Annotated in this window: 16 protein-coding genes and 1 pseudogene; 7 read left to right on the top strand and 10 right to left on the bottom strand. The window is 43.0% G+C overall.

What is annotated here, in order from left to right:
- The first annotated feature begins 8 nt into the window (after window positions 1-8).
- The gene (locus tag RM347_RS15605) at window positions 9-1,328 is read left to right on the top strand and encodes an acetyl ornithine aminotransferase family protein (RefSeq protein ID WP_322719433.1); all 1,320 of its coding nucleotides are present in this window, start codon (window positions 9-11) and stop codon (window positions 1,326-1,328) included.
- Window positions 1,329-1,434: 106 nt separating this feature from the next.
- On the top strand, window positions 1,435-2,349 hold the full coding sequence (locus RM347_RS15610; protein WP_322719432.1) for a DUF1338 domain-containing protein: 915 nt from the start codon (window positions 1,435-1,437) through the stop codon (window positions 2,347-2,349).
- Window positions 2,350-2,434: 85 nt separating this feature from the next.
- Here RM347_RS15610 and RM347_RS15615 read toward each other — a convergent pair whose 3' ends face one another.
- The 9 genes and pseudogenes from RM347_RS15615 to RM347_RS15655 all read right to left on the bottom strand — a co-directional run bounded on the left by RM347_RS15615 (window position 2,435) and on the right by RM347_RS15655 (window position 18,254).
- Window positions 2,435-5,341 (bottom strand): beta strand repeat-containing protein, encoded by a 2,907-nt coding sequence (locus tag RM347_RS15615; protein WP_322719431.1) that lies wholly within the window; start codon window positions 5,339-5,341, stop codon window positions 2,435-2,437.
- A gap of 483 nt (window positions 5,342-5,824) precedes the next feature.
- Window positions 5,825-8,365, bottom strand: coding sequence for a beta strand repeat-containing protein (locus RM347_RS15620; protein ID WP_322719430.1), 2,541 nt, complete (start codon window positions 8,363-8,365; stop codon window positions 5,825-5,827).
- Window positions 8,366-9,214: 849 nt separating this feature from the next.
- On the bottom strand, window positions 9,215-12,862 hold the full coding sequence (gene nifJ, locus RM347_RS15625; RefSeq protein WP_322719429.1) for a pyruvate:ferredoxin (flavodoxin) oxidoreductase: 3,648 nt from the start codon (window positions 12,860-12,862) through the stop codon (window positions 9,215-9,217).
- Between the two features lie 536 nt (window positions 12,863-13,398).
- A pseudogene (locus tag RM347_RS15630) lies at window positions 13,399-13,626 on the bottom strand (transposase); the annotation flags it as partial.
- A gap of 177 nt (window positions 13,627-13,803) precedes the next feature.
- A complete protein-coding gene (locus RM347_RS15635) occupies window positions 13,804-14,556 on the bottom strand; it encodes a DevA family ABC transporter ATP-binding protein (RefSeq protein WP_322719428.1) in 753 nt (250 codons plus the stop codon).
- A gap of 96 nt (window positions 14,557-14,652) precedes the next feature.
- Window positions 14,653-15,819, bottom strand: a complete 1,167-nt coding sequence (gene devC / locus RM347_RS15640; RefSeq protein ID WP_322719427.1) for an ABC transporter permease DevC — start codon at window positions 15,817-15,819, stop codon at window positions 14,653-14,655.
- Between the two features lie 14 nt (window positions 15,820-15,833).
- A complete protein-coding gene (locus RM347_RS15645) occupies window positions 15,834-16,169 on the bottom strand; it encodes a DUF2834 domain-containing protein (RefSeq protein ID WP_322719426.1) in 336 nt (111 codons plus the stop codon).
- 53 nt (window positions 16,170-16,222) lie between these two features.
- Entirely contained in the window at window positions 16,223-17,512 is a 1,290-nt protein-coding gene (locus RM347_RS15650; protein WP_322719425.1) for an ABC exporter membrane fusion protein, read from the bottom strand.
- A gap of 166 nt (window positions 17,513-17,678) precedes the next feature.
- Window positions 17,679-18,254 (bottom strand): TetR/AcrR family transcriptional regulator, encoded by a 576-nt coding sequence (locus RM347_RS15655; RefSeq protein ID WP_322719424.1) that lies wholly within the window; start codon window positions 18,252-18,254, stop codon window positions 17,679-17,681.
- 421 nt (window positions 18,255-18,675) lie between these two features.
- Here RM347_RS15655 and RM347_RS15660 point away from each other — a divergent pair, with 421 nt between their 5' ends.
- From RM347_RS15660 to RM347_RS15670, 3 genes are all read left to right on the top strand, one after another.
- Window positions 18,676-19,128, top strand: a complete 453-nt coding sequence (locus RM347_RS15660) for an endo-1,4-beta-xylanase (protein WP_428850562.1) — start codon at window positions 18,676-18,678, stop codon at window positions 19,126-19,128.
- Between the two features lie 1,502 nt (window positions 19,129-20,630).
- Window positions 20,631-21,023 carry a hypothetical protein gene (locus tag RM347_RS15665; protein WP_322719422.1) on the top strand — a complete coding sequence of 131 codons (393 nt, stop codon included), beginning with the start codon at window positions 20,631-20,633 and terminating at the stop codon, window positions 21,021-21,023.
- 72 nt (window positions 21,024-21,095) lie between these two features.
- On the top strand, window positions 21,096-21,467 hold the full coding sequence (locus RM347_RS15670) for a deaminase (protein ID WP_322719421.1): 372 nt from the start codon (window positions 21,096-21,098) through the stop codon (window positions 21,465-21,467).
- A 219-nt stretch (window positions 21,468-21,686) separates the two neighbouring features.
- On the opposite strand, the gene RM347_RS15675 is transcribed toward RM347_RS15670, so the two are convergent.
- Window positions 21,687-21,893: a hypothetical protein gene (locus RM347_RS15675; RefSeq protein WP_322719420.1), complete on the bottom strand. Its 207-nt coding sequence runs from the start codon at window positions 21,891-21,893 to the stop codon at window positions 21,687-21,689.
- Window positions 21,894-22,645: 752 nt separating this feature from the next.
- Here RM347_RS15675 and RM347_RS15680 point away from each other — a divergent pair.
- Window positions 22,646-23,665 carry an RpoD/SigA family RNA polymerase sigma factor gene (locus RM347_RS15680; RefSeq protein WP_322719419.1) on the top strand — a complete coding sequence of 340 codons (1,020 nt, stop codon included), beginning with the start codon at window positions 22,646-22,648 and terminating at the stop codon, window positions 23,663-23,665.
- A gap of 118 nt (window positions 23,666-23,783) precedes the next feature.
- On the top strand, window positions 23,784-24,278 hold the full coding sequence (locus tag RM347_RS15685) for an ureidoglycolate lyase (protein WP_322719418.1): 495 nt from the start codon (window positions 23,784-23,786) through the stop codon (window positions 24,276-24,278).
- The last annotated feature ends 138 nt before the right edge of the window (window positions 24,279-24,416 follow it).

Raw genomic sequence — 24,416 nt, forward strand, 5'->3', positions numbered from 1 at the left:
ACAAAATTATGTTAAGTATTCCTATTAAACTAAATTTACCTCGTACACCCCATCTAGTAACTTCCTTACCTGGACCTCGCGCTCAAGCAATTGTACAACGCGATCGCGCCGTAACTTCCCCTTCTTATACCCGCGATTACCCGTTAGTTGTATCTCGCGGCCAGGGCTGTATGGTAGAAGATGTGGATGGCAATGTATTTCTGGATATGACCGCAGGTATTGCTGTTACCGCCACCGGACACGCCCACCCGGAAGTGGTCAAGGCAATTCAAGAACAGTCGGGGCAACTGCTGCACATGTCAGGGACGGATTTTTATTATGAGCCAATGGTGGAACTAGCGGAACAATTGGCGACTCGCGCCCCTTTTCCCCAGCCGCAGAGTAATACTGGGTTCCCTGCAAAAGTATTTTTCACCAATTCTGGGGCAGAATCCAACGAAGGAGCAATCAAATTAGCTCGATATTACACCAAGCGATCGCTAATCGTGGCATTCTTAGGCGCATTTCACGGGCGCACCTATGGAGCAATGTCTCTCACCGGTTCCAAAGCAGTGCAGCGAGCTAATTTTGGGCCTTTAGTTCCTGGGGTGACTCATATCCCCTACGGTACTCACGCTAGCTTAGATTACTTGGAAAAACATTTATTTGGGACAATTTTACCACCGCAAGAAGTAGCGGTGATCGTAGTTGAGCCGATTCAAGGAGAGGGTGGGTATATCGTCCCCGAAGATGGTTTCTTGGAGCGGATTCGGGAGATTTGCGATCGCCACGGTATTCTGATGGTAGTGGATGAAGTGCAAGCGGGAATGGGGCGGACTGGTCGCCTATTTGCGATCGAGCATTGGCGTGTGATGCCTGATATCATTACCACTGCTAAAGGTATTGCTAGTGGTATGCCCTTAGGAGCGATACTTGCCAGACCTGAGTTAATGACTTGGCCTCCTGGTTCTCACGCCACCACATTTGGTGGTAATCCCGTAGCTTGTGCTGCTGGTATTGCCACTCTGCGACTGCTAGAAAGTGGTTTGATGACCAACGCTACCCAGATGGGAGAATTATTACAAGCTAGTCTTACCAAGTTGCATCAAAGATTTCCCAAAGTCTCACCGCCACGAGGTAAGGGTTTGATGGTAGCGGTGGACTTATTGGATGAGCAGGGTAATCTCGATCATAAATTACGCGATCGCATTATCCAAGAAGCTTTTTTACGCGGTTTATTATTGCTAGGTTGCGGTAAAGCAGCAATTCGTTTCTGTCCACCTTTAGTTATTGACAGCGACCAAATTCAAATCGCCCTTCAGATTATCAGCGAGATTTTAAGTTCTTAAAAGATGAGGGAGACTTGACTCTTGTACAGACGCGATTAATCGCGTCTCTCTTGACTCTTGTACAGACGCGATTAATCGCGTCTCTAATAACAAATAACTAATCTATATGAAACCCAAAATAGCCATTCATTTATGGAAATTACTTTGGCAAGAATACAGCGCCAGGGTAAATCATGCCCGTACCTACCAGCAAATGATTACTGCTGCGGGTGGAACTGTCGCCAACGACCACATTGCCTTTCGGTCTTTGCGTTTATTAGTAGATAGTCCACAGGGCCAAGTTAACTTGGGAATTGACTACCTTGGGCAACTTGCAGAAGCCTTGGGTTACGTGGCGGCTGGAGAGTATACTTTTGCTCAAACCCATCTGTACGCCCGTCATTATCGTCATCCGCAGCAAGAGGAATTTAACTTACCCAAGCTGTTTATCAGCGAGTTGATTGTCGATGAATTGCCTGCTAATATTGCCCAACTCATCTCTAAAACAGTATCTTCAATCCCAGACAAACTGACCTCACCCCTTACTCTTCTACAAAAAGATGGGAACATTGAAACCATCGCCAAACAACTCCAGCAAGCCTTCACCCGCCCTTGGCTACCTCCCCAGCGTTCTGTTGTCGAAGAGGTGAATCAGGTTACTCAGTATGGGGCTTGGGTGTTGCTGCACGGATATGCTGTCAACCACTTTACAGGCTACGTCAACAGCCAGAATACTCCAGAATATCCAGACATTGATACTACTGCCAGTGCTTTAGCTAACTTAGGTGTACCAATGAAAGCAGAGATAGAGGGAAATATTGCTTGTGGTTTGCGGCAAACTGCAACTCAAGCAGTAACGGAAATGGTGACAGTCTTAGATGATAACAGTGGTGCAGAAATTCAGATCCCTTGGACTTACGCTTATTATGAAATTGCCCAGCGCTATCTAGTAGAAGTGGAATCTGGAAAGCAGGTAGTTTTCGATGCTTTTTTAGGAAGTAATGCCCAGCAATTATTTGAAATGACTCGTCTATCTAAGTAGCCCAGAGCTGTTAGTAAAGGATTCAGTTCGGTGTTCCAAGCTTGAAGTTTCATGTTTCAAGCTTGGAACACCATGTTTGGGCAAACTATGCTTGCAAGACAAAATCAGATGCAGTCAGAGTTGGCGTATCAGTTAGAGTCGCAAATAAACCACCACTGCCAAAACCAGCCGCACTGCCATTTTGGTTGTAGAACAACTGTCCACTCACAGCGTCATACACAATTTTCGCCGTGCTAGTACTGGCAGAAGTTGTGATTTTAAAATCATTGGCGTTACTAAAACCTGTTCCCGGAGCAGAAGCGATCGCATTAAAGGTAGTCTTATCTAAAATTATCTTGTCACCTTGAGAGTGTTTAAAATCACTAATGACATCTACACCAACAGCAGTCAGGGCAAAGAGAGCATTGGTATTGTAAAGGAATCTGTCAGCACCCGCACCACCAACAAGAATATCATTGCCTGCACCGCCAATGAGAGTATCATGACCAGCGCCACCCCGTAGCAAGTCGTTGCCACTCTTACCGTTAATGGTATCGTTACCCCCCTGAGCATTAACTACATCATTTGAGTTGTCAAAACCCGTGATGTTATTAGAAAGGTCATTGAGGAACGTTACGGTATTCTTGTTAAACAAACTAGTTTGAGTAGAATTGGCATCGAAGACATCAAAACTGTCAGCGATACTGGTCTGATTATCAAACAGAATATTACCGATCGCTGTTCTGCTAGCCGATGCAGGTAAATTATCCAGGTTTTCTAATTTGAAGTTTTGCAGAGTGACTTTGGTGTTAGCCACATTTTCAAAGGTGACTTCTAAGTTGTTGCCATTTTGAGACAATTGCAGATTTCTGGCAGTTAAGCCATTACCCGTAAATTGCAACGTGTCCACCTTACCAATCACTGCTGCTGATAGGTTTGCGCCTTTACCTACGCCACCAAAATCAGTGATGATGTCATTGCCATCACCTCGGCGAATCACAAACTTATCTTGACCACCGTTGCCTGTGAGCGTGTCATTACCAGCTTTGCCATCGATGATGTTGTTGGCAATTGTGCCTTTGAGAGTATCTGTGCCAGGCGTACCCGTGAATTTCAGGTTAAAACCCAAGGTGGTTTTTGCCACCGCACTGGTGTTAGTGTGAGCCTGTCCGTCATTGACGACAAACTCAATAATGCGATCGCTAGTGTTAACAGTGGCAGCAGTATTGTTATAGGTAAGGCTATTAAGGACTTTTTGGTAATTGGCAATGGTATCCGTGCCACTGAGGGTAAGAGTGCCTGTGGTGGCATTGTAAGTAGCAGTTATGTTACCAATAGCAGTGGCATTGAGACTTTCGGCTGCGCCATTCAAGAGATTGGTAATGGTGATGGTCGCACCAGCTAGGGTAGTGTTATTGTCACTCAGGGTGAAGTTGCTTTTGACGATGGAGACGGGAGTGCCGCTAAAGGTGGTGCTAAAATCAATTCCTGAAGAATTGCCGTTGAGGTCGAGTCCGGGGGCGCGGTTGCCAAACAGCACGTAGCTTTGCCCTGAACTGTCACCGTTGGGGTTGGCACCACCTGCCCCAATAATTATGTCATCAAGACCGTCGCCGTTGATATCTCCCGCACCGCTGACAGAGTTACCTGAAGTGTCACCTTCATTAATGCCGTTGATGGCAAAGCCGTTAGTGCCGTTGAGGGTGGAAAGATTAAGTTGAGCATCAAAACCCCCCTTGCTGCCAAACACCACGTAGCTCTGCCCTGAGGCGTTGCCATTGGGGTTGGCAAGCCTTGCCCCGATAATCAGATCGTCGATGCCGTCGCCGTTGATGTCTCCTGCACTGCTGACAGAGTTACCTGAAGTGTCAACTGGATTGATGCCGTTGATGGCAAAGCCGTTAGTGCCGTTGAGGGTGGAGAGATTAAGTTGGGCATCAAAACCCTCCTTGCTGCCAAACACCACGTAGCTCTGCCCTGAACTGTCACCGTTGGGGTCGGCAAGCCTTGCCCCAATAATTAGGTCGTCGATGCCGTCACCGTTAATGTCTCCCGCACTGCTGACAGAGACGCCTGATTTATCAACTGGATTGATACCGTTGATAGCAAAGCCGTTATTGCCGTTGAGGGTGGAAAGGTTGAATTGGGCATCAAAACCTCCTTTACTGCCAAACACCACATAGCTCTGTCCTGATTGGCTGCCGTTGGGGTCGGCATAGGGTGCCCCAATAATTATGTCGTCAAGACCGTCGCCATTAATATCTCCTGCACTGCTGGTAGAGTAGCCTAATTGGTCATATCCATTGATGCCGTTGATGGTAAAGCCATTAACGCCGTTGAGGGTGGAGAGGTTGAATTGGGCATCAAAACCCCCCTTGCCGCCAAAGACCACGTAGCTCTGCCCTGAGCCGCCGCCGTTAGAGGAGTTGGCACTTCGTGCCCCGATAATCAGGTCGTCGATGCCGTCGCCGTTGATGTCTCCCGCATTGCTGACAGAATAGCCCGATCTATCATACGCATTGATGCCGTTGATGGCAAAGCCGTTAGTGCCGTTGAGGGTGGACAGGTCAAAGCTGGCAACAAAACCGCCCTTGCTGCCAAACACTACGTAGCTCTGCCCTGAGTAGTTGACGTTGGGATCGGCACGGAATGCCCCAATAATTAGGTCGTCGATGCCGTCGCCGTTGATGTCTCCCGCATTACTGACAGGGTTGCCTGAACTATCATCTGAATTGATGCCGTTGATGGCAAAGCCGTTAGTGCCGTTGAGGTTGGACAGGTTGAATTGGGAATCAAAACCAACCTTCCTGCCAAACACCACGTAGCTCTGTCCTGAAAGCTCGCCGTTGAAGTTGGCACCCTCTGCCCCGATAATTAGGTCGTCGATGCCGTCGCCGTTGATGTCTCCCGCACTGCTGACAGAGATGCCTGAGAAGTCACCTGGATTGATGCCGTTGATGGCAAAGCCGTTAGTGCCATTGAGGGTGGAAAGGTTGAAAACCGAATTTGCCATAAGTTCGTCCTTTTGTTTCTCCAACTAAAAATTTAAACACTTTCAGAAGAAGTCAGCCCCTTTTGTGCGGGACGCTACGCAAACGGGGAATTCAAAAGTCACGTATTACAATCCCCATACTTCTCTACGAGAGGCTGCGCCAACGACAAGCTCAGTAACTATAAGAGTGTTCCAAAAAATAAATGATCCAAAACCCGTCATTGCGAGCGAAGCGAAGCAATCCCAGCCCTTGCGATTGCTTCGCTTCGCTCGCAATGACAATTGAGCATTTTTTTACTTGGAGTACTCTAAATGAATTTAGTTACTCTGTATTCTTTTCTTTTTAGATTCAGAATGACCATTGGCTGTTAATAGCGAACGGTCTACACAATGAAATAGACAACTTTTTATTTGGAACAGCCAATGAAGGGGGGTTGCTAGAGTGGTACAAATCGAAATTCAAAGTTCCATGTTCTGAGCTAGTAGTTTGGTGTTTTGGGCAAACTACGCTTGCAAGACAAAATCAGATGCCGTGAGAGTTGGCGCACCAGTTAGAGTCGCAAATAAACTACCACTGCCAAAACCAGCCACGCTGCCATTTTGGTTGTAGAACAACTGCCCACTCACAGCATCATACACAATTTTTGCCGTGCTAGTACTGGCAGAAGTTGTGATTTTAAAATCATTGGCGTTACTAAAACCTGTTCCCGCAGCAGAAGCGATCGCATTAAAGGTAGTCTTATCTAAGATTATCTTGTCACCTTGAGAGGGTTTAAAATCACTAATGGTATCTACACCAACAGCAGTCAGGGCAAAGGGAGCATTGGTATTGTAAAGAAATCTGTCAGCACCCGCGCCGCCTGTAAGTACGTCATTGCCAGCACCGCCAACGAGAGTATCATTACCTGTACCACCGATAAGGGTATCATTCCCAGTACCACCACGTAGATAATCGTTGCCACTCTTGCCATCGATTTTGTCATTACCCCCTTGACCATTAATTACATCATTTGATTTGTCAAAACCCGTAATGTTATTGGAGAGGTCATTGAGGAATGTCACGGTGTTCTTGCTAAACAGGCTAGTTTGAGTGGAATTGGCATCGAAGACATCAAAACTGTCAGCGATGCTGGTCTGTTTATCAAATAGGATATTGCCGATAGCTGGTCTGCTACCCGATGCAGGTAAATTATCTAGGTTTTCTAATTTGAAGTTTTGCAGAGTAACTTTGGTATTAGCCACATTTTCAAAGGTGACTTCCAAGTTGTTACCATTTTGAGTTAATTGCAGATTTCTGGCAGTTAATCCCGCTCCTGTAAATTGCAACGTGTCAACATTGGCAATCACAGCCGCCGATGGATTTGTGCTTTTACCTACGCCAGCAAAATCGGTGATGATGTCATTGCCATCACCTCGCCGAATTACAAACTTATCTTGACCACCGTTGCCTGTGAGGGTATCATTACCAGCTTTGCCGTCGATGATATTGTTGCTAATTGTGCCGATGAGAGTATCTGCACTAGGCGTGCCCGTTAGGATAGGGGTGACGCCGATATTTTTTCCGCCAAACAACACGTAGCTCTGCCCAGAATAGTTGCCGTTGGGGTCGGCATTACTTGCCCCGATAATCAGGTCGTCGATGCCGTCGCCATTAATGTCTCCTGCACTGCTGACAGAAATACCTAAGGCGTCACGTGGATTGATGCTGTTGATGGCAAAGCCATTAGTGCCATTGAGGGTGGAGAGGTCAAAGCTGGCACCAAAACCCTCCTTGCTACCAAACACCACGTAGGCCTGCCCTGATGGGATGCTGTTGGGGTCGGCAGCAAATGCCCCGATAATCAGGTCGTCGATGCCGTCACCATTGATGTCTCCCGCACTGCTGACAGAAATACCTGAGTAGTCCATTCCATTGATGCCGTTGATGGCAAAGCCATTAGTGCCATTGAGGGTGGAGAGGTTAAATTGGGCACTAAAACCCCCCTTGCTGCCAAACACCACGTAGCTCTGCCCTGAGTTCTCACCGTTGGGGTCGGCATCGTTTGCCCCGATAATCAGGTCGTCGATGCCGTCGCCGTTAATGTCTCCCGCACTGCTAACAGAGTAGCCTGAGAAGTCACCTTCATTGATGCCGTTGATGGCAAAACCCGACGTGCCGTTGAGGGTGGAAAGGTTGAATTGGGCGCTAAAATCCCCCTTGTTGCCAAACACCACGTAGCTCTGCCCTGATATCTCACTGTTGGGGTCGGCAAAGGGTGCCCCAATAATCAGGTCGTCGATGCCGTCGCCGTTGATGTCTCCCGCACTGCTAACAGAGTAGCCTGAAGCGTCGCCTGGATTGATGCCGTTGATGGCAAAGCCCGACGTGCCGTTGAGGGTGGAGAGGTTGAATTGGGCACTAAAACCCCCCTTGCTGCCAAACACCACGTAGCTCTGCCCAGAATACTTGCCGTTGGGGTCGGCAAAGGGTGCCCCGATAATCAAGTCGTCGATGCCGTCGCCGTTGATGTCTCCCGCACTGCTGACAGAGAAGCCTGAATTGTCATTTGCATTGATGCCGTTGATGGCAAAACCCGACGTGCCGTTGAGGGTGGAGAGGTTGAGTTGGGCACTAAAACCCCCCTTGCTGCCAAACACCACGTAGCTCTGCCCTGAACTGTCGCCGTTAGGGTCGGCACGAAATGCCCCGATAATTAGGTCGTCGATGCCGTCACCGTTGATATCTCCCGCACTGCTGACAGACCTGCCTGATTGGTCATTTGCATTGATGCCGTTGATGGCAAAGCCTGACGTGCCGTTGAGGGTGGAGAGGTTGAGTTGGGCACTAAAACCCCCCTTGCTGCCAAACACCACGTAGCTCTGCCCTGAACTGTCGCCGTTAGGGTCGGCACGAAATGCCCCGATAATCAGGTCGTCGATGCCGTCGCCGTTGATGTCTCCCGCACTGCTGACAGAGAAGCCTGAGAAGTCAACTGCATTGATGCCGTTGATGGCAAAGCCGTTAGTACCATTGAGATCCGAAAGGTTAAAAGTTGAATTTGCCATTATTTTTCCAGTGTTAGTTTTTATAAGCTATTTGTTGTTAGTCATTAGACTAGTACCGCAAGGCGTAATTTGTAATTTGTGATTACGCTTGCGTAAAAATTTTAGACATTTGCACCTGCTCTCTTCTAAAATTAAGCTGCACATCTATTAATATTTCCCCGCTTACTATCTTTGATGCCTCTCTGCTGCCACATCTGACCGATAGCGGTAACTGAATAATTTGTAATTCGTAATTCGTAATTAGAAAATTTAATCACGAATTACAAGCTTACAATTAAAAATTGTATTGATAGCGGTCTTTTGGTGTCAGCTAGTCAACCATTCTGACTTTGTAAACAAAAATTACTTTTATAACCGTTAAATCACTTAAATACTCTTATAAATATTTAAGCATTGTCAAGAGGCTGGGTGTCATTCTGGTAAAGTTAGAGTGAATTTTAGGAAGTGCTATATAAAATTTTTGTGTCACCGATAGCCTACCTTTACGGGGAAGCAAGCTACACGCAGCATTTCGTAGAGAAGCATTAGTAAGTTTTGTCTGCAACACGCTCTTGGGTTCGAGCGTCACAACCCGTCGTAGACATCGCACTCCTTTTACACATTGTGTTGAGGAATGAAATCCAAGATTTGCGCGTTTATTGACTAAAATTTGGGTTCAATACAACTTAAACCACAGCGTTAGTAATGAAAATAACGATTTTACTAACCAAAATGGTAATTTTGTAACGAAAATTCTATTGTTTGTAACGAAAATAACGATTTTACTAATCAAAATGGTTATTTGATAACGAAAATTGCGACTTGAGTTACTAAAGTCGCAATTTTTATAACTAAAATTAAGGCTAATGTTCAGAGAATATCGCGTTTTGCCAGATATTGGTACATCTGCCAACGTGCATCTACTTCAGCTTGCGCTTGTTCTAACAAGTGCTTGGCTACGTCTGGTTTGCTCTTAGTCAGCATCTTGAAGCGATTCTCTTGATACATTGAATGTTCTACAGATTGCGTAGGCGATCGCATATCCAATTGCAATGGATTTTTACCCTGGTTAAGCAACTCTGGATTATGCCGATACAGCAACCAACGACCTGATTCTACCAGAGTTTTTTGATGATTCATCCCTGTGGTCATGTTGATGCCGTGGGCGATGCAATGACTGTAAGCAATAATTATTGATGGGCCATCATAAGCTTCTGCTTCCAGAAATGCTTTGAGGGTATGTTCATCTCTAGCACCAAGAGCTACACTCGCTACGTAGACATTTCCGTAGGTCATGGCAATCATTCCTAAATCTTTCTTTGGTGCAGGCTTACCACTGGCGGCATATTTAGCAACTGCTGCTCGTGGCGTAGCTTTGGAAGATTGACCGCCTGTATTAGAATACACTTCTGTATCCATCACCAAGATGTTGACATTGCGACCGCTAGCAATCACATGATCGATACCACCAAAGTCAATATCATAAGCCCAACCGTCACCGCCAACAATCCAGACGCTTTTTCTCACCAAGTAATCTGTAAGAGATTTGAGATTTTGGATTTTGGATTTGAGATTGGGGTCGAAAGTTACAATTTCATCTAACCTCTGCTGCAACAGTTCTATCCTTTCGCGCTGTTCCCAAATGTCAGCCTCAGATTTTTGTTCAGCTTTGAGGATGGAAGAAACAAGGTTTTCATCTATTTCGCTCCCCAATTGTTGCAACAATTCCGCCGCAAACTCGGCTTGTTTGTCGAGAGAGAGACGGAAGCCAAAACCGAATTCAGCGTTATCTTCAAATAGATTATTAGACCACGCTGGGCCACGTCCTTGGGCGTTTTTTGTCCAAGGAGTTGTGGGGAGGTTACCACCATAAATTGAGGAGCAACCTGTAGCATTGGCGATGACGGCGCGATCGCCAAACAATTGTGTTAATAATTTTAAGTAAGGTGTTTCACCACAACCTGCACAAGCACCAGAGAATTCAAATAAAGGTTCTTGCAGTTGTTGTTGGCGAATCTGGTTTAATTTTAGCGATCGCCTGTCAGGATTAGGTAAACTCAAAAAGAAATCCCAGTTTTTTCGCTCTTGTTCCTGCAATGGCAACTGCTGCGCCATGTTAATCGCTTTCCGCAATGGCTCAGATTTATCTTTAGCAGGGCAAATATTTACACAAATAGTGCATCCCGTGCAATCTTCTGGGGCAACTTGAATGGTAAATTTTTGATTGGCAAAGTCTTTATCTTTTGCACCAGTTGACTTGAAGGTTTCTGGTGCATTAACTAACTCATCTGGTTGATAAGCCTTTGCACGGATGGCACTGTGGGGACAAACCATGACACACTTACCACATTGAACGCAGACATCTGGCTCCCACACAGGTATCTCTTCGGCAACGTTACGTTTTTCCCACTTGGCAGTACCTACGGGAAAAGTGCCATCAACAGGTAGTGTACTAACAGGTAAATCATCACCTTCCCACACCATGATTTTCCCCAGAACTTCTCGCACAAATTCGGGAGCGGAGTTAAGAGGAGAGACGCGATGAATCGCGTCTGTACAAGAGTCAGGAGTAGAGACGCGATTCATCGCGTCTCGATTCATCGCGTCTATTAATTTGACGTGATGTAAATTTTCTAAGGTGTTGTCTACAGCTTGCAAGTTCATGCGGACAACTTCTGCACCTTTTTTACCATAAGTCTTGTCAATCGCTTGTTTGATTTTAGCGATCGCTTCTTCCTGCGGCAAGACACCCGCCAAGGCAAAGAAGCATACCTGCATAATGGTGTTAATTCTGCCACCCATGCCACTTTCGCGGGCAACCTGGCTAGCATTGATTACATATAACTTCAAATGCTTGTCGATAATTTGCTGTTGCACCTTCAGCGGCAGATATTCCCAAACGGTATCTGCATTGTATGGGCTGTTAAGCAGCAAAGTCGCTCCAGGAATAGCAGCCTTCAAAATATCTATGCGTTCCAGAAATCCCCAGTGATGACAACCAATAAAGTTGGCTTGGTCAATTAGGTAGGTGGAGCGAATTGGCTCTTTGCCAAAGCGTAGGTGAGAGACAGTCATCGACCCAGATTTCTTGGAGTCATAGACAAAGTAGCCTTGGGCGTAATTGTCGGTTTCTTCACCAATAATCTTGATGGAGTTTTTGTTAGCGCCAACTGTACCATCAGCGCCCAACCCATAGAACATTGCCCGAACAACGTTATCCGATTCTGTGGAGAAATTAGGGTCAAAGCTGAGTGAAGTATGACTAACGTCGTCATTAATCCCAATCGTAAAGTGATTTTTTGGTTTAGCTTGGGCAAGATTATCAAAGATGCCCTTCACCATCGCCGGCGTAAATTCTTTAGAAGAAAGACCGTAGCGACCACCAATAATTTTAGGGTATGAGAGAGTATTTTCTCCCCCTGCCTCCCCTGCTCCCCCTGCTCCCCCTGCTTTCTTATCTCCCCACGCCTCATGGATAGCAGCCACGACATCCAAATACAAAGGTTCCCCGGCGCTACCTGCTTCTTTAGTGCGGTCGAGAACAGTGATCGCTTGTACACTAGTTGGTAATACTGAAACAAACCTTTGGACATCAAAGGGGCGGTAAAGTCGCACTTTGACTACACCAAGTTTTTCACCACGGGCGTTAAGGTAATCTACTGTTTCATGGACGGTTTCACAACCTGAACCCATAAGAACAATAACGCGATCGGCATCGTTAGCACCGTAATATTCATAGATTTTGTAATGCCTTCCCGTGCGTTCTCCAAATTCATCCATGATCCGCTGGACAATATCTGGACACGCGTTGTAGTAAGGGTTAGCGCCTTCACGTCCTTGGAAGTAGACATCGGGGTTTTGGGCAGTACCACGCAATACTGGACGATCTGGGGTGAGGGCACGGCTACGATGGGCGAGTATTAGGTTATCGTGGATAAGCGATCGTAAATCATCATCTGAGAGCAATTTGACTTTCTGCACTTCATGAGAGGTGCGGAAGCCGTCAAAGAAATGCATAAATGAGACTCGCGCCTCCAGCGTAGCAGCATGGGCGATGAGAGCAAAATCTTGACTTTCCTGCACCGAAGCGGAACACAGCAGGGCAAAACCAGTCGCACGAGCTGCCATCACATCGCTATGGTCACCAAAAATTGATAAAGCGTGGGTAGCCAAGGAACGGGCGGCAACGTGAACCACAGCGCTAGTCAACTCACCAGCAATTTTGTAGAAGTTGGGTATCATCAACAATAATCCCTGAGATGCCGTGAAGGTGGTACTCAGGGAACCTGTTTGTAATGCTCCATGCACAGCACCAGCTGCTCCTCCTTCGCTTTGCATCTGCACGACGCTGGGAACAGTACCCCAGAGGTTGGGACGACCTTCTGCTGACCAAGCATCTGCCCATTCACCCATTGCTGAAGAGGGGGTGATGGGATAAATAGCAATTACTTCATTTAATTTGTAAGCAACACGGGCGACAGCCTCATTCCCATCGATGGTTGCAAAGGTTTTGTTCATAATTGGATTTTTGTCCCCGCCTCTAAGCTGCATTATCAGAACGTGTGAGTAGAAGAATTAGAAAGTGTATTATCTGCATTAAATATTTAACGGTAGGATTTACTCCGTGTTTAAAGGATAATTTATTGATTGCTTTTGGTTTTTAAGTTAACTTTCGACCAATACTGCATCTATTAATATCTCATCCCCAATATTGCAATCTATTAATATGTATTAATAATGTACTCAATAACCAAAATCTCTGTTTGATAAGACTTGAAAGCAATTTATTATTTTTTGTGGGGTATAGGGTCGGGAATCTCTTATAAGTCAATACAGTTAAGATAAAACCAAAACACTTGTAGAGACGGCGATTTATCGCGTCTCGAAAACCCACAATTTTGTACAATTAGTCCTTAACTGAACCGTATTGTCTTATAAGTAAGTCTGTGAAAAAAAATTACAAGTATGTAATAAAGAATTAAGCAGAAGAATGAGAGTTAAATCTTACACGTTGCGTACTGTAGTTTCCCTTTTCTCCTCTTGTTTTAACTCCATCAATGACAGCATAAGCAATGGTGGTACTCATCCTCAAAAGTTTTCGCGGCTAATTCATCTTTTTTGAGGTGTTGCCATTCCAATTGAATTGGGTTCATCTCAGAACAATATTTAGGTAAAAAGAAGACGTACAAACCCATATCTTCCCACTTTGACCATAATTGCTGTAATTCTTTGCAACGATATATTGGGCCGTTATCCTGCACGATTACTCTGATGCGTCCTGAATCAAGTGAGGTGCAAGCAAACCCTTCTGCCCGTAGTTTGTTGATCTCCGAACTATTAGGGACTTCCAACTAAAAAAATATCCCATCGCTTTGGCAAGCAGGGGAAGCACGGGGCGCAGGGGAAGCAGGGGGAGATGTCTAATCATCCCGCAACTATGCAACGCCCCTAAAATAATATTATTTCTCTGTTGTAGTCGTATCTGTGCCATCAGTCTTCAGCTGACCATCTTCCATATAAATGATGCGATCGGCAATATCGAGGATGCGGTTATCGTGGGTAACTAGCAAAATTGTACAACCTTGTTCTTTAGCTAGCTTCTGCATTATTTCCACGACATCGCGCCCAGATTTTTTGTCGAGTGCAGCAGTGGGTTCATCTGCTAAGACAATCTTAGGATGACTAACTAAAGCACGAGCGATCGCAACCCGTTGCTTTTGCCCTCCAGATAGTTTCTCCGGGTAATAATTTACACGATCAGCTAAACCGACAGTTTCCAAAATGGCGATCGCTTTGGCGTCGATATCCTGATTCAAAAAATCGTCATGCAACTCTAAGGACATTCGCACATTTTCTCTTGCTGTCAAAAAAGTCATCAAGTTATGCGCCTGGAAAATATAGCCAATCTGGCGGCGCAGCTTAGTTAATTGCAGCTTTTTGGCACCACGAATTTCCTCTCCTAAGATTTTAAGACTACCTTCTTGAGCAGAACGCAATCCACCCATTAAAGTTAACAAGGTGGTTTTACCCGATCCAGAGGGGCCTGTCATGATAACGATTTCCCCAGCGTTAATCTCCAAATTAATGTCGAATAATACTTGTTTGCGAAGCGCACCTTCACCGAAGTAGTGGTTGAGGTTACTGATAGAAATTACGGATTCTAAAACAGAAAGTGTTGAGTTGGAAGTTACTGGTAAAGGTTTTTGCAACATAGGATTTTATAGGGCATTGGGAATGGGGGAGATAATTCCTAATTTTAGTAAAGACGCGATTAATCGGGTTTCTTGTACAGACGCGATTAATCGCGTCTAAAAAACATCAGCAGGGTCAGCAGATCGTAGTTTTCGTATAGCGATCGCTCCAGAAACACTACACATGATTAAGGTTAAAATCCAAACTTGTAATGCCCGTTCTGTTTTCATAAAAATGGGAAGCATTGTGGCAGCGTAGGTGACTTGATACAATCCAAAAGAAAGGATGAATCCAGGAATAAACCCTAAGATAGCTAATAACAATGCTTCTTGAAGTAGGACTCCCAAGAGATAGCTATCAGTGTATCCCATTGCTTTGAGCGTGGCGTATTCTGGCAAGTGGTCAGAAACATCAGAGTAAAGGATTTGGTAGACAATCACGATGCCAACAATAAACCCGACTACTGTACCTAAACCGAAAATAAAACCAATCCCAGTACCTTCTTCCCAGTAAGTTCTCTCCACTTTGGCAAACTCTTCTGGAGTCAAGACTCTGACATCTTTAGGTAGTCCATTGACAAGTTGCGATCGCACTTTTTCTGGATCGGCATCTGGTTTAAGCGTGATTAACCCAACTTCGATGCGATCGGGTTGACGCTGGGGAAATAGTTGCAGAAAGGTAGAGTCACTGGCGATCACATTACCATCGGCAGCAAAGGAAGCACCATCGGTAAACAAGCCCTTAACAAAGACGGCTTTACTATTCAGCTCCGTGTCAAATTTGCCTGTTTTCTTAAAGATATCGCCAACTGCGCCGTATTCTGGACGACCTGCTTGGTCAAACAGAACTTGATACAACTGTTTAAGGTGATTCTGGTTTTGGTTAATTTCGGGCGATTTGAATGCTGATTGTGCCGGATCGACACCCCAAACCAAAATGGCACGCTCAAGACGTGTTTCAGGATTTCGCCACTGTCCAGTGCTGATGTAGACAGAATTCACTGACTGAACACCTTCATAACCTAATGTTTGGTATAGTCGCTCTCTAGAAAAGCTTTTTACCGAAAATAAAGTTTGAAATTGGGGATTAATTAAAACCAAATCTGCCTGTAAATTGCGATGAGGTTTCACAGCGGCATCAAAAAGCGCACTTTCAAATCCCAACTGGATAAACATCAGCATATCGGCAAAGGTAATACCTGCGACTGCAACAGCCAAACGGGTTTTTTCTTTCATTAACTGCCGCCATGCTAGCGGCGTTTTCCGAAATAGTTTAGAAAACATATTCAAAAAAAACCTTAATAAATTAGTGTTTCAGCTTGCTGTTCAAGCTGGCGCTGTCGCATGAAAAGAAATAAGGGAAGGCCTAAGGAAACACCAACCAAGAGATTACAGACAATGTAAACCCAGAGATTTTGCATTTTCAGACGTGTTCCCTCCCAAAATATGAATGTCCACAAGACTAGCGATGAAACAATAACATCCATGCCAAAAAAACCAGAAATTTTGTTGGCAAAAAGTTGTTCAAAAAACAGCTTTATGTCTAGACCATGCTCTAAGACAAATGGGACAAACTGGGAGTAAGGTAGAACGAAGCCAAGTGCACAAAGCAGAAGGTATATGATTTTAAGCATGATTGAATCCACTCTATTAAGTAATGCTGGAATACACGAGATAGCGAACAACTCTATATTTCAATTGCTGTCTGTACCTGTAAATTAGTGAAACCTGCAACTCGCTTGCTGTCTTTAGGATTAAGGCGGATTTTCACCTCAACTACTCGGCTATCAAGGTTTTCCCCTGGCTGGTTACTGAAAACGTTTTGTCTATTCACCTGCAAACCAATTTGGGCAACGGTTCCTCGTAGTTCACCAGGAAATGCCTGACTGCTAATTACTGCTTGTTGTCCTAGTTTTACTTTACCGATATCGGTTTGATAAACTTCTGCTATTGCCATCATCTGGTCTGTTTGCGCTAAGTCTGCAATCCCAGAATCACTAATTTTTTCTCCGACTCGCGTATGAATTTTGATAATCTGTCCTGCCATCGGTGCTTTAATGTAAGCTCCCACCAACTCGGTTTGAGCATGTTTGAGTGTGGCGATCGCATTTTCAACTTCTGTCTTAGCTGCGGCTACATCTACAGGTCGGACTTCTGCAATACTGGTGAGTGTGGCTTTAGCTTCACTTACTTGTTTGCTGCCAGTGGCATTAGTGCGGGCAAGTGCTGCTTTGGCTTCAGCTAATTGTTTGCTAGCAGTGGTGTTAATCCGGTTGAGAACTGCTTTGGCTTCGTCTACTTGCTGTTTGGCAGTTTCTACAGTTAAGCCTTTGGTGTCATACAAAGAATTAGAAACAGCCCCTTGAGAATAGAGTTGCTGATAACGTTGATATTCGGCTTCGGCATTTTTGAGTTCTGCCTCTAGCTTCTTAATGGTTGCTTCTTGAGCTATTCTGTCTCCTTCCCACTGTGCCTCTATGCGGAATATCACTTCCTGTTGCGCTGTTTTGTCTCCTTGGAACTGGGCCTGGAGACGTTCAACACTTGCCTGCTGGGCGTTAATTTCTCCTACTTTGGCTCCAGCTTGCACTTGAGCGAGTTTAGCTTGGGCAACTCTAACTTGTTGTTGAGCTTGTAGTACAGCAGTTTGCAAGCGATCGCGAGCATCTAATATTGCTACCACCTGTCCGACTTGAACGCGATCGCCTTCTTTGACTAGAATTTTGGCAATGCGATCGCCATCCAATGCCAAGGGCGCAAACAAACTAATTACCTCTGCTTCCGGTTCTAGTCGTCCTAAGGCAGCCACTTTTTGAATTTTGGGCGTGGTTTCTATTGGCTCAGATTTCTCCGTTTTACCAACTAACCCAAATTGAGAAATACCATAAACAACAATTCCACCTGTAATAGCAGTAGCTGCAATTACTAATGCAGTTAAACTTTTATTCCCAGCTTTTAATGACAGCTTTTCAACCATATATTTTGCTCTCAAAAACTTTGATTGCGTGTGTAAAAAGTGAGCTATCTGTTCTGTGGTTGTATTTAAGTAAATAATTATTGTTGATTGTATATAGTTTATTGCAAATTATGAATCTAATAAACACGGCTATAAAGCTTTATCTAAAGATAGTTCTACTATTAAATTATCCTGTATGCTTTGGCAAATATGCCGTAAGCATTTTACCTAACAATGAACATTGTTCTATAAAATCAATTGTTTCATCACCCCATAACTTCTCCAGAATTAAACCATTTACAAAGCTCAAGACAAAGGAAGCTAATACCGGATCTTGAACACCCAAAAAATCACAGGCAGCCTGCTGATAACGCTGATTAGTACGCTTAAAAACACTATTACTCAACATTTCCTTAGAGTCTTGATGTTGACAAAAATCTATCCAAATATAAGTCCACTTAATAAAGTAATCTTCGTTTTTCACTAAGTATCTTCCTAGTGCTTCCATTGCCTCTTGTAGCGTTTGCGCTCCTTCCAGTTCAACTAATGCTGCACTTAAATCCTGCTCACATATCTCTTGAGCCAGTTGCTCAAACAAAACTTGCTTGCTTGGAAAATAATGGTACAGCGTACCAGTGGAAACCCCTAATCCTTCAGCAATCTGGCGCATAGTGATGGAAGCATAGCCTTTTTGGGCAAATAAATCAAAGCACTTGTCTAGCAGTTCTTTACGGTATTGCTCATGATCAACAATCTTAGGCATGACTCAGCTTATTTATATCGAACACTCGTTATATATTAGGGTAACATCTTTGCTACTGATATGTAAAGCTATACTTGATTGATAGTTGATTGATTTAAATCGAACATGCGTTATAGTTTAACCTAGTTTTGCGCTAGATGTAATACTCATCAATTTTCATCTTTGCTACTTAGAGTATAAAACTATAATTTTATTTTGGAAAAACTCCGTATATCTGGGTGAAGATGGATAAATACTTGTTGTTCTGCGTAAGCGCAGCGTTCTACAGAAAAGATTACCGAAGAGGGAGAGAAACGGTAGCTTTGGTTCTTTGGGCTGCAATGACTCTGTGTGAATCATTACTAAATATCAAAAAGTATCAAAACCTATACTGTAATATCTGTAATATAATAATCTATGTGTTTTTTATTAAGTACAATTTATGCATTATCGCAGAAAATTTTTAACAAGAGCAGGATACACTACCCTTTCTGCCTTATTGACTATGGGGTTTTTACAAAAAGATAAGCAAAAAGAAGACCAGAGCACAAATGAAATTGCAGCAAATTATACAAATATAAATACTCCCCTTCGGCAATTAGCTGCTGCCAAAGGAAAACGTTATGGCGCAGCAATATCTACTGATATTTTGCTAGAAGAGAAGGATTACGCTAACCTGATTGCTCGTGAATGTTCAATTGTGACACCGAATGGTGAATTAAAATGGAACGCTACTGAACCACAGCCAGGTAAATTCACCTTTGAATCAGCAGATGCGATCGCTAATTTCTGCCAAAAGCATAATATAGAAATGCACGGGCATACCCTTTTCTGGCACATGGGAAAACCAGACTGGCTTCCTTACCCCCCCACACTTAAGATGATTGAACGCTAGGGAAAGAAAATGCATACAAGCATCCAAGGGTAACAGCTATGCTAAAAATTCCGACTAGAGGTAGCCAACGCCGTTGAAGAACTTCTAAGTATTTCTGAATATTTACTTCTTCAAAGTTAGGTAAAGATTCCATCGTCATAATATATACAAACTTTTATAAAAAAGACTATTTACTTACGGTAGATTTTTCTCAGTATTTTACTGGCAGTAGCACTGTAGTCTACTTCGTGATGGTAATATTTGCGTTGATTGTCAGCTAATGCCTTTTTGCTGAGGTTGTTCAATATCTGAACTAAACTAATAGTAATAGTTTTACAAGTTGCAATTTTAACTTAGATTGCTTGATATTATCCTGACAGTAAAAACAGGATAACTCGCAACTTTTTCCATGATTTAGCAGTCTTCCATTTTTTTTGGTTAACTTTCGGTAACTTAGTTTTGTGTGAATACTGTTGCAAGTATTGATTAGTAATCTAACAACCAATATCATATTATGTAAGAACACTGAATTTGAGAACTTTACAAAAAATTCATACAAAAAGCTAGTATATTCGCTGTCGGTTTACTGATTTTGAAAATACAGGAGGAACTAATTCCTTCAGGGTAACGAATAGAACAATTGTGTCAGCCGACAAGCAATGGAACCACTTCAGAGATAGGCTTTATGTAGTGAAAAGAGACGTTAGAAAGACTGGATGGATATTTACGTAAACTGCTTCAAAGCTTTTAGTAACAATTAATTCTTGCGTTGAATTTGCCCAGACTGGTGAAAGATTTTTTTGATGTGGCTTGAGGTGTGAAAATTACAACACAGTGCCCGTCCTTAGGTTAACCCGTAAATTTGCAATCACCTTGTTTGTATTCTGCAATAGATGCAAAATACCTTTTCCAACATTTATCTCAAGAAGATATTCTCTTTTGTCTTATAAGTGTAACTATATGGTAACACGTATGAGATATAAAAGGCTAGTAAGTAAATTGACATAATAAAACCAAACTATGTAAAGAAAGATAAACTAGGCTAAAACCCTCTCCTCTCCAAGCTCCTGCCTGATCCCAATAACAAATTTTTGCGCCGGCCTACTTAGTATGGGTAAGTAGGTCGGCGCAAATAATTAAAAGATAAGTAGTAAGAAAAAAACAATTATACAAAATTTAACCTGAAACCATTATACGGAAAACCTGAAATGGTATCTTACGCTTACGCGATAACACACCCGACAGCGGTTTTCTCTTTTATTTGACCCACCTAACTTAACAGAATATGAGTTAGCACAGTTGCAGCAGGAGGCAGCTTAACAGGGGAGTATCAAATATCGACGTGGTTAAAGCGTGGGTTAGCCTATATCTGACTAAACTTCACTATATTTTTAATGAAGTTTAGCTATACTTCTTAGTACCTGTGTTAATGTTAAGTACCCAAGCTAAGCTGCTATTTTTTGGTTTCTCTATCTAGCCAATTGTAATTATTAAAGTGATATTAAATGTTGAGAAATTGAATTATGAAATCCTCTTCTATTATCTTAGTCGTTGTAATTAGCGCACTCGCTCTACCTCAGAGCGCCTATGCTAACCAAGAGAATGTTCCTATGACAACAGGCGATCGCAATCAGGCTGGAGTTTTATTGACGGAACCAGCCACCATTAACACTACATGGAATAATTTTACCGGACAGAGTAATAATCCAAAACAAACTGCTGAATCAATTTCGCTAGTGCAGGAGCGAGGATGTCAGAAGGTTAACCCACTGGAGTTCATCAATAACCCAGACGCTTTCTTTAAGCAATGTCAGCAGCCAACAAATACCCAAAATTCTCAAAGTACTGAGCCAATTGAGTATCTCAAGGTTCCTAAGCTTGATTCTGGTATTAGTGTGACAGTTACTCAATTTTAATATAGGAACTTTTTTAACAAGAGATAACGAATTCTTGGTAGTGTAATTTATCTAGATTGTTTACGCTTAAACATGGATGAAATATTTATGCTGGCTGCTTTGGCTCAAAGCAGGAAAGCTTTGCCAGAATGTTTGCCGAACCCACCAGTAGGCTGTGTAATTATAGATGCCCAAGAGATAGTAGCTAAAGGATACACGCGGGCACCAGGAAAACACCATGCTGAGGCTGACGCACTTAAACAGATTCAAGGCAAAGCTTTTAATTTCTTGAAAATGTATGTAACTCTTGAACCTTGTTCTTTTCATGGACGCACACCAGCATGTGCTTTAGCGATCGCTGAAGATCGTCGGATACATGAAATATATGTATCTATTGTTGATCCAGATCCGCGCAATAATGGTCAAGGGTTAGACATTCTCAAGAATTGCAGGAAAGACAGTTAATGTCGGGTTATGCGCTCATGAGGTGAATGCTTTTCTTAACCAATATCTACTCAAGTGATGGTTGAGGAGTTAGATTAAAACTTCAATATAATACCATTTTCGCAAAAATATTTGCAACAAGTCAATCATTCTGTATAGATGCACAACTGTGCTTCTGTGTCAACTTCCGTTGAAAACTAGTAACAGAGAAAGCTGTGAGATGTTGCTTCGTTAGGAGTCTCAGACTATTTCTAACTTCTCCAACAAGTAGCGAATCTTGTTGTTCAAATTATGCTGCATAACAATCAACTGCCCACCCCTAAACAAAAATCTTTTCGCTTCAATAGGATATTTAGTGGCGATCGCGGGTGTTGTTGTCTTGCCAAGTATTATCCTTGGTGTTAATGTGACCACTGTTACTACTTTTAGTCCATAAAATGTTTCCAAGAGTAATTAGATTGATAATACCTCATCCAATTCAGATGTCTGCGTGTACTATGACACAAGTGCAATTGTCACAGATATCTGCGTCTCTATCATCCCAAATCCCTAATTAGAAGTATTTGAACGGACTCCTAAAAAAAGCTGTTCTTGAGCAGGAGAGCCAGAAGAACGACTTTCTTTCATGTTTAACGATCGCCTGCTGCGTACCCGGCTTGATATGATTGGATTATCTAGCAAAAAAATAGAGGTAAAAAATTGACATTTTATATTTTATTAATTACCGTTTAATGATAATTAAATTGAAGCTTAACCAGATTATTAGCACTTTAGAAATAAGACTTTTAATCTATAACAATTTTGAAGTTATTTGAGCATTTTTGTTACTAATTTACCTTTGAAATAATGGAATATTTGCTCGATATCTTTTTGATTTTTTCCAGTATCTGCATCTGATAATTCAAGTAAATATAATTCGTGTTTGAATATAGCCAAAAATCAACAAAAAAGGTGGGTAATTAATTCAGATGATATGCTAATGATACTTTAGGTAATTGATTTGTGACTGGTGATGATGTTACTATTAAGGGGTGGGTTGATTTTGGGTTTATTATCTCCAAGAATTAACTTGTAATGTATCATAGACCAGAATTCATCAGTATTGCCAATTGATTGATTAGCAGTGTGAAATGACTATAGGTCTGAATATCTAGACTTGATACCAATAAATTGATGAGGTTACAGAGGAGCAAATAACCATGAGCAACTTAATATCTCCACATACCGAAGTTCAAAAAACGAAGAAAAAAAGTTTAGCCGCAGATAAAAAGCCTCGAGCTACAGATGATATTGTGCGTAGTTATCTGCAAGAGATCGGGCGTGTAGATTTGTTGACTCGCGAACAAGAGGTTATTTTTGCCCAACAGGTGCAGCAGATGATGATTTTACTAGCTGCTAAGGAAGAATTGGCAGTAAAATTAAACCACGAACCCACGCTGCAAGAATGGGCAGATCAGGTGGAGTTAAGTGTTGAGGTGCTAGAGCAACAGCTCAATTTAGGACACCAAGCCAAGCAGAAAATGATTCAGGCTAATCTCCGGTTAGTGGTAGCCGTGGCGAAGAAATACCAGCATCGCAACCTGGAATTTATGGATCTAATTCAAGAAGGTACTTTGGGTTTAGAGCGAGGGGTGGATAAATTTGATCCCGCTCTTGGTTATAAGTTTTCTACCTACGCTTACTGGTGGATTCGTCAAGGAATCACACGAGCGATCGCTCAACAAGGACGGACAATTCGTTTACCTATCCACGTCTTTGAGAAACTGAACAAAATTAAACGGGTGCAGCGAGAATTATCTCAACAGCTAGGTCGCGTACCCACAACTGCTGAAATTGCCAGTGCGTTATCTTTGACACCTAGCCAAGTTCGAGAGTGTTTGTACTTGGCCCGTCAACCCTTCTCCTTAGAGGCGCGAGTTGGTGAACAACAAGATACAGAATTGCAGGACATACTGGAGGATGATGGCCCTTCTCCCGAAGACTATGCTGTTGAAGAATCTCTCCACCAAGATTTACAAGACTTGTTGGCAAAGCTGTCTCCCCAGCAGCGAGAAATATTAACCCTGCGCTTTGGTCTAACTGATGGCTATGAACTTTCTTTAGCACAGATTGGCGATCGCATGGGTATTAGTCGAGAACGGGTACGTCAGATAGAGCAAAAAGCTCTTAGTCTCCTCCGACGCCAAAAGGAACAAGTACGTAGTTATCTAGCTAGCTGAGGTTATTTTTTCATAATAATGTAGAGCATTTAAACTCAGGAAGTCACCATTATGACTGTATAAAATTCAGTCATTTTGAGTGAAAATAAACCTAAGTAATCTCTTTCAAATATTTGATATGAGCACATCAAAGACAGTGCAACAATTGCAGGCGCAATGGGTGACTTCTGAAAACTTTCGGCGTTATGGACAGGTGATTCTTGCAAGCCTTGATGGCAAAGCTTACGATGGAGAAGATGCACAGTTAAACCTGCAAAACGGGATTCCACGATTTTATATTATGCGGTTGGAGAAGAGAGGGCGAAAGTTTCACAAAATTACTCGCCATCTGGAATGCACTCAATGTCTGGGTTCTTTGGAAGGGAAGGATTGGTTAATTGCAGTTTGTCCTCCTCATAATGATGTGAATGAACCAGCATTAGAAGAGATTGCTGCTTTCCGCATTCCAGGGAATTGTTTTATCAAGCTACATGAGGGTACTTGGCACGCTGGCCCCTATTTTGACCATGAAGCTGTAGATTTTTATAATTTGGAACTAGCTGATACAAATATGGTGGATCATTTCACCCATGATTTTCTCAAAAGTCATCAAATAGAGTTTGAGATGGTTTAGGTGAGATTGGGTTTAATTATGCCATTTTCCTAAATAAGTTCAACCATTTGAATCTATTTTTTTTGCGATCGCTGTATTCATTTCATCTCATCTATGGCATCTTTCTAAATCGCTGTTGCTACATTCGTAAGTGGCTCT

It is taken from the genome of Nostoc sp. ChiQUE02, assembly GCF_034531305.2.
Lineage (GTDB): Bacteria > Cyanobacteriota > Cyanobacteriia > Cyanobacteriales > Nostocaceae > Nostoc.

What these genes read in the sequence shown, in the direction of transcription:
- RM347_RS15670 (WP_322719421.1), top strand. Translation starts at nt 21,096, where the DNA reads ATGGATGAAATATTTATGCTGGCTGCTTTGGCTCAAAGCAGGAAAGCT.
- RM347_RS15615 (WP_322719431.1), bottom strand. Translation starts at nt 5,341, where the DNA reads ATGGCAAATTCGGTTTTCAACCTTTCCACCCTCAATGGCACTAACGGC.
- RM347_RS15610 (WP_322719432.1), top strand. Translation starts at nt 1,435, where the DNA reads ATGAAACCCAAAATAGCCATTCATTTATGGAAATTACTTTGGCAAGAA.
- RM347_RS15635 (WP_322719428.1), bottom strand. Translation starts at nt 14,556, where the DNA reads ATGTTGCAAAAACCTTTACCAGTAACTTCCAACTCAACACTTTCTGTT.
- nifJ (WP_322719429.1), bottom strand. Translation starts at nt 12,862, where the DNA reads ATGAACAAAACCTTTGCAACCATCGATGGGAATGAGGCTGTCGCCCGT.
- RM347_RS15680 (WP_322719419.1), top strand. Translation starts at nt 22,646, where the DNA reads ATGAGCAACTTAATATCTCCACATACCGAAGTTCAAAAAACGAAGAAA.
- RM347_RS15660 (WP_428850562.1), top strand. Translation starts at nt 18,676, where the DNA reads ATGCATTATCGCAGAAAATTTTTAACAAGAGCAGGATACACTACCCTT.
- RM347_RS15685 (WP_322719418.1), top strand. Translation starts at nt 23,784, where the DNA reads ATGAGCACATCAAAGACAGTGCAACAATTGCAGGCGCAATGGGTGACT.
- RM347_RS15620 (WP_322719430.1), bottom strand. Translation starts at nt 8,365, where the DNA reads ATGGCAAATTCAACTTTTAACCTTTCGGATCTCAATGGTACTAACGGC.
- devC (WP_322719427.1), bottom strand. Translation starts at nt 15,819, where the DNA reads ATGTTTTCTAAACTATTTCGGAAAACGCCGCTAGCATGGCGGCAGTTA.
- RM347_RS15645 (WP_322719426.1), bottom strand. Translation starts at nt 16,169, where the DNA reads ATGCTTAAAATCATATACCTTCTGCTTTGTGCACTTGGCTTCGTTCTA.
- RM347_RS15655 (WP_322719424.1), bottom strand. Translation starts at nt 18,254, where the DNA reads ATGCCTAAGATTGTTGATCATGAGCAATACCGTAAAGAACTGCTAGAC.
- RM347_RS15650 (WP_322719425.1), bottom strand. Translation starts at nt 17,512, where the DNA reads ATGGTTGAAAAGCTGTCATTAAAAGCTGGGAATAAAAGTTTAACTGCA.
- RM347_RS15605 (WP_322719433.1), top strand. Translation starts at nt 9, where the DNA reads ATGTTAAGTATTCCTATTAAACTAAATTTACCTCGTACACCCCATCTA.
- RM347_RS15665 (WP_322719422.1), top strand. Translation starts at nt 20,631, where the DNA reads ATGAAATCCTCTTCTATTATCTTAGTCGTTGTAATTAGCGCACTCGCT.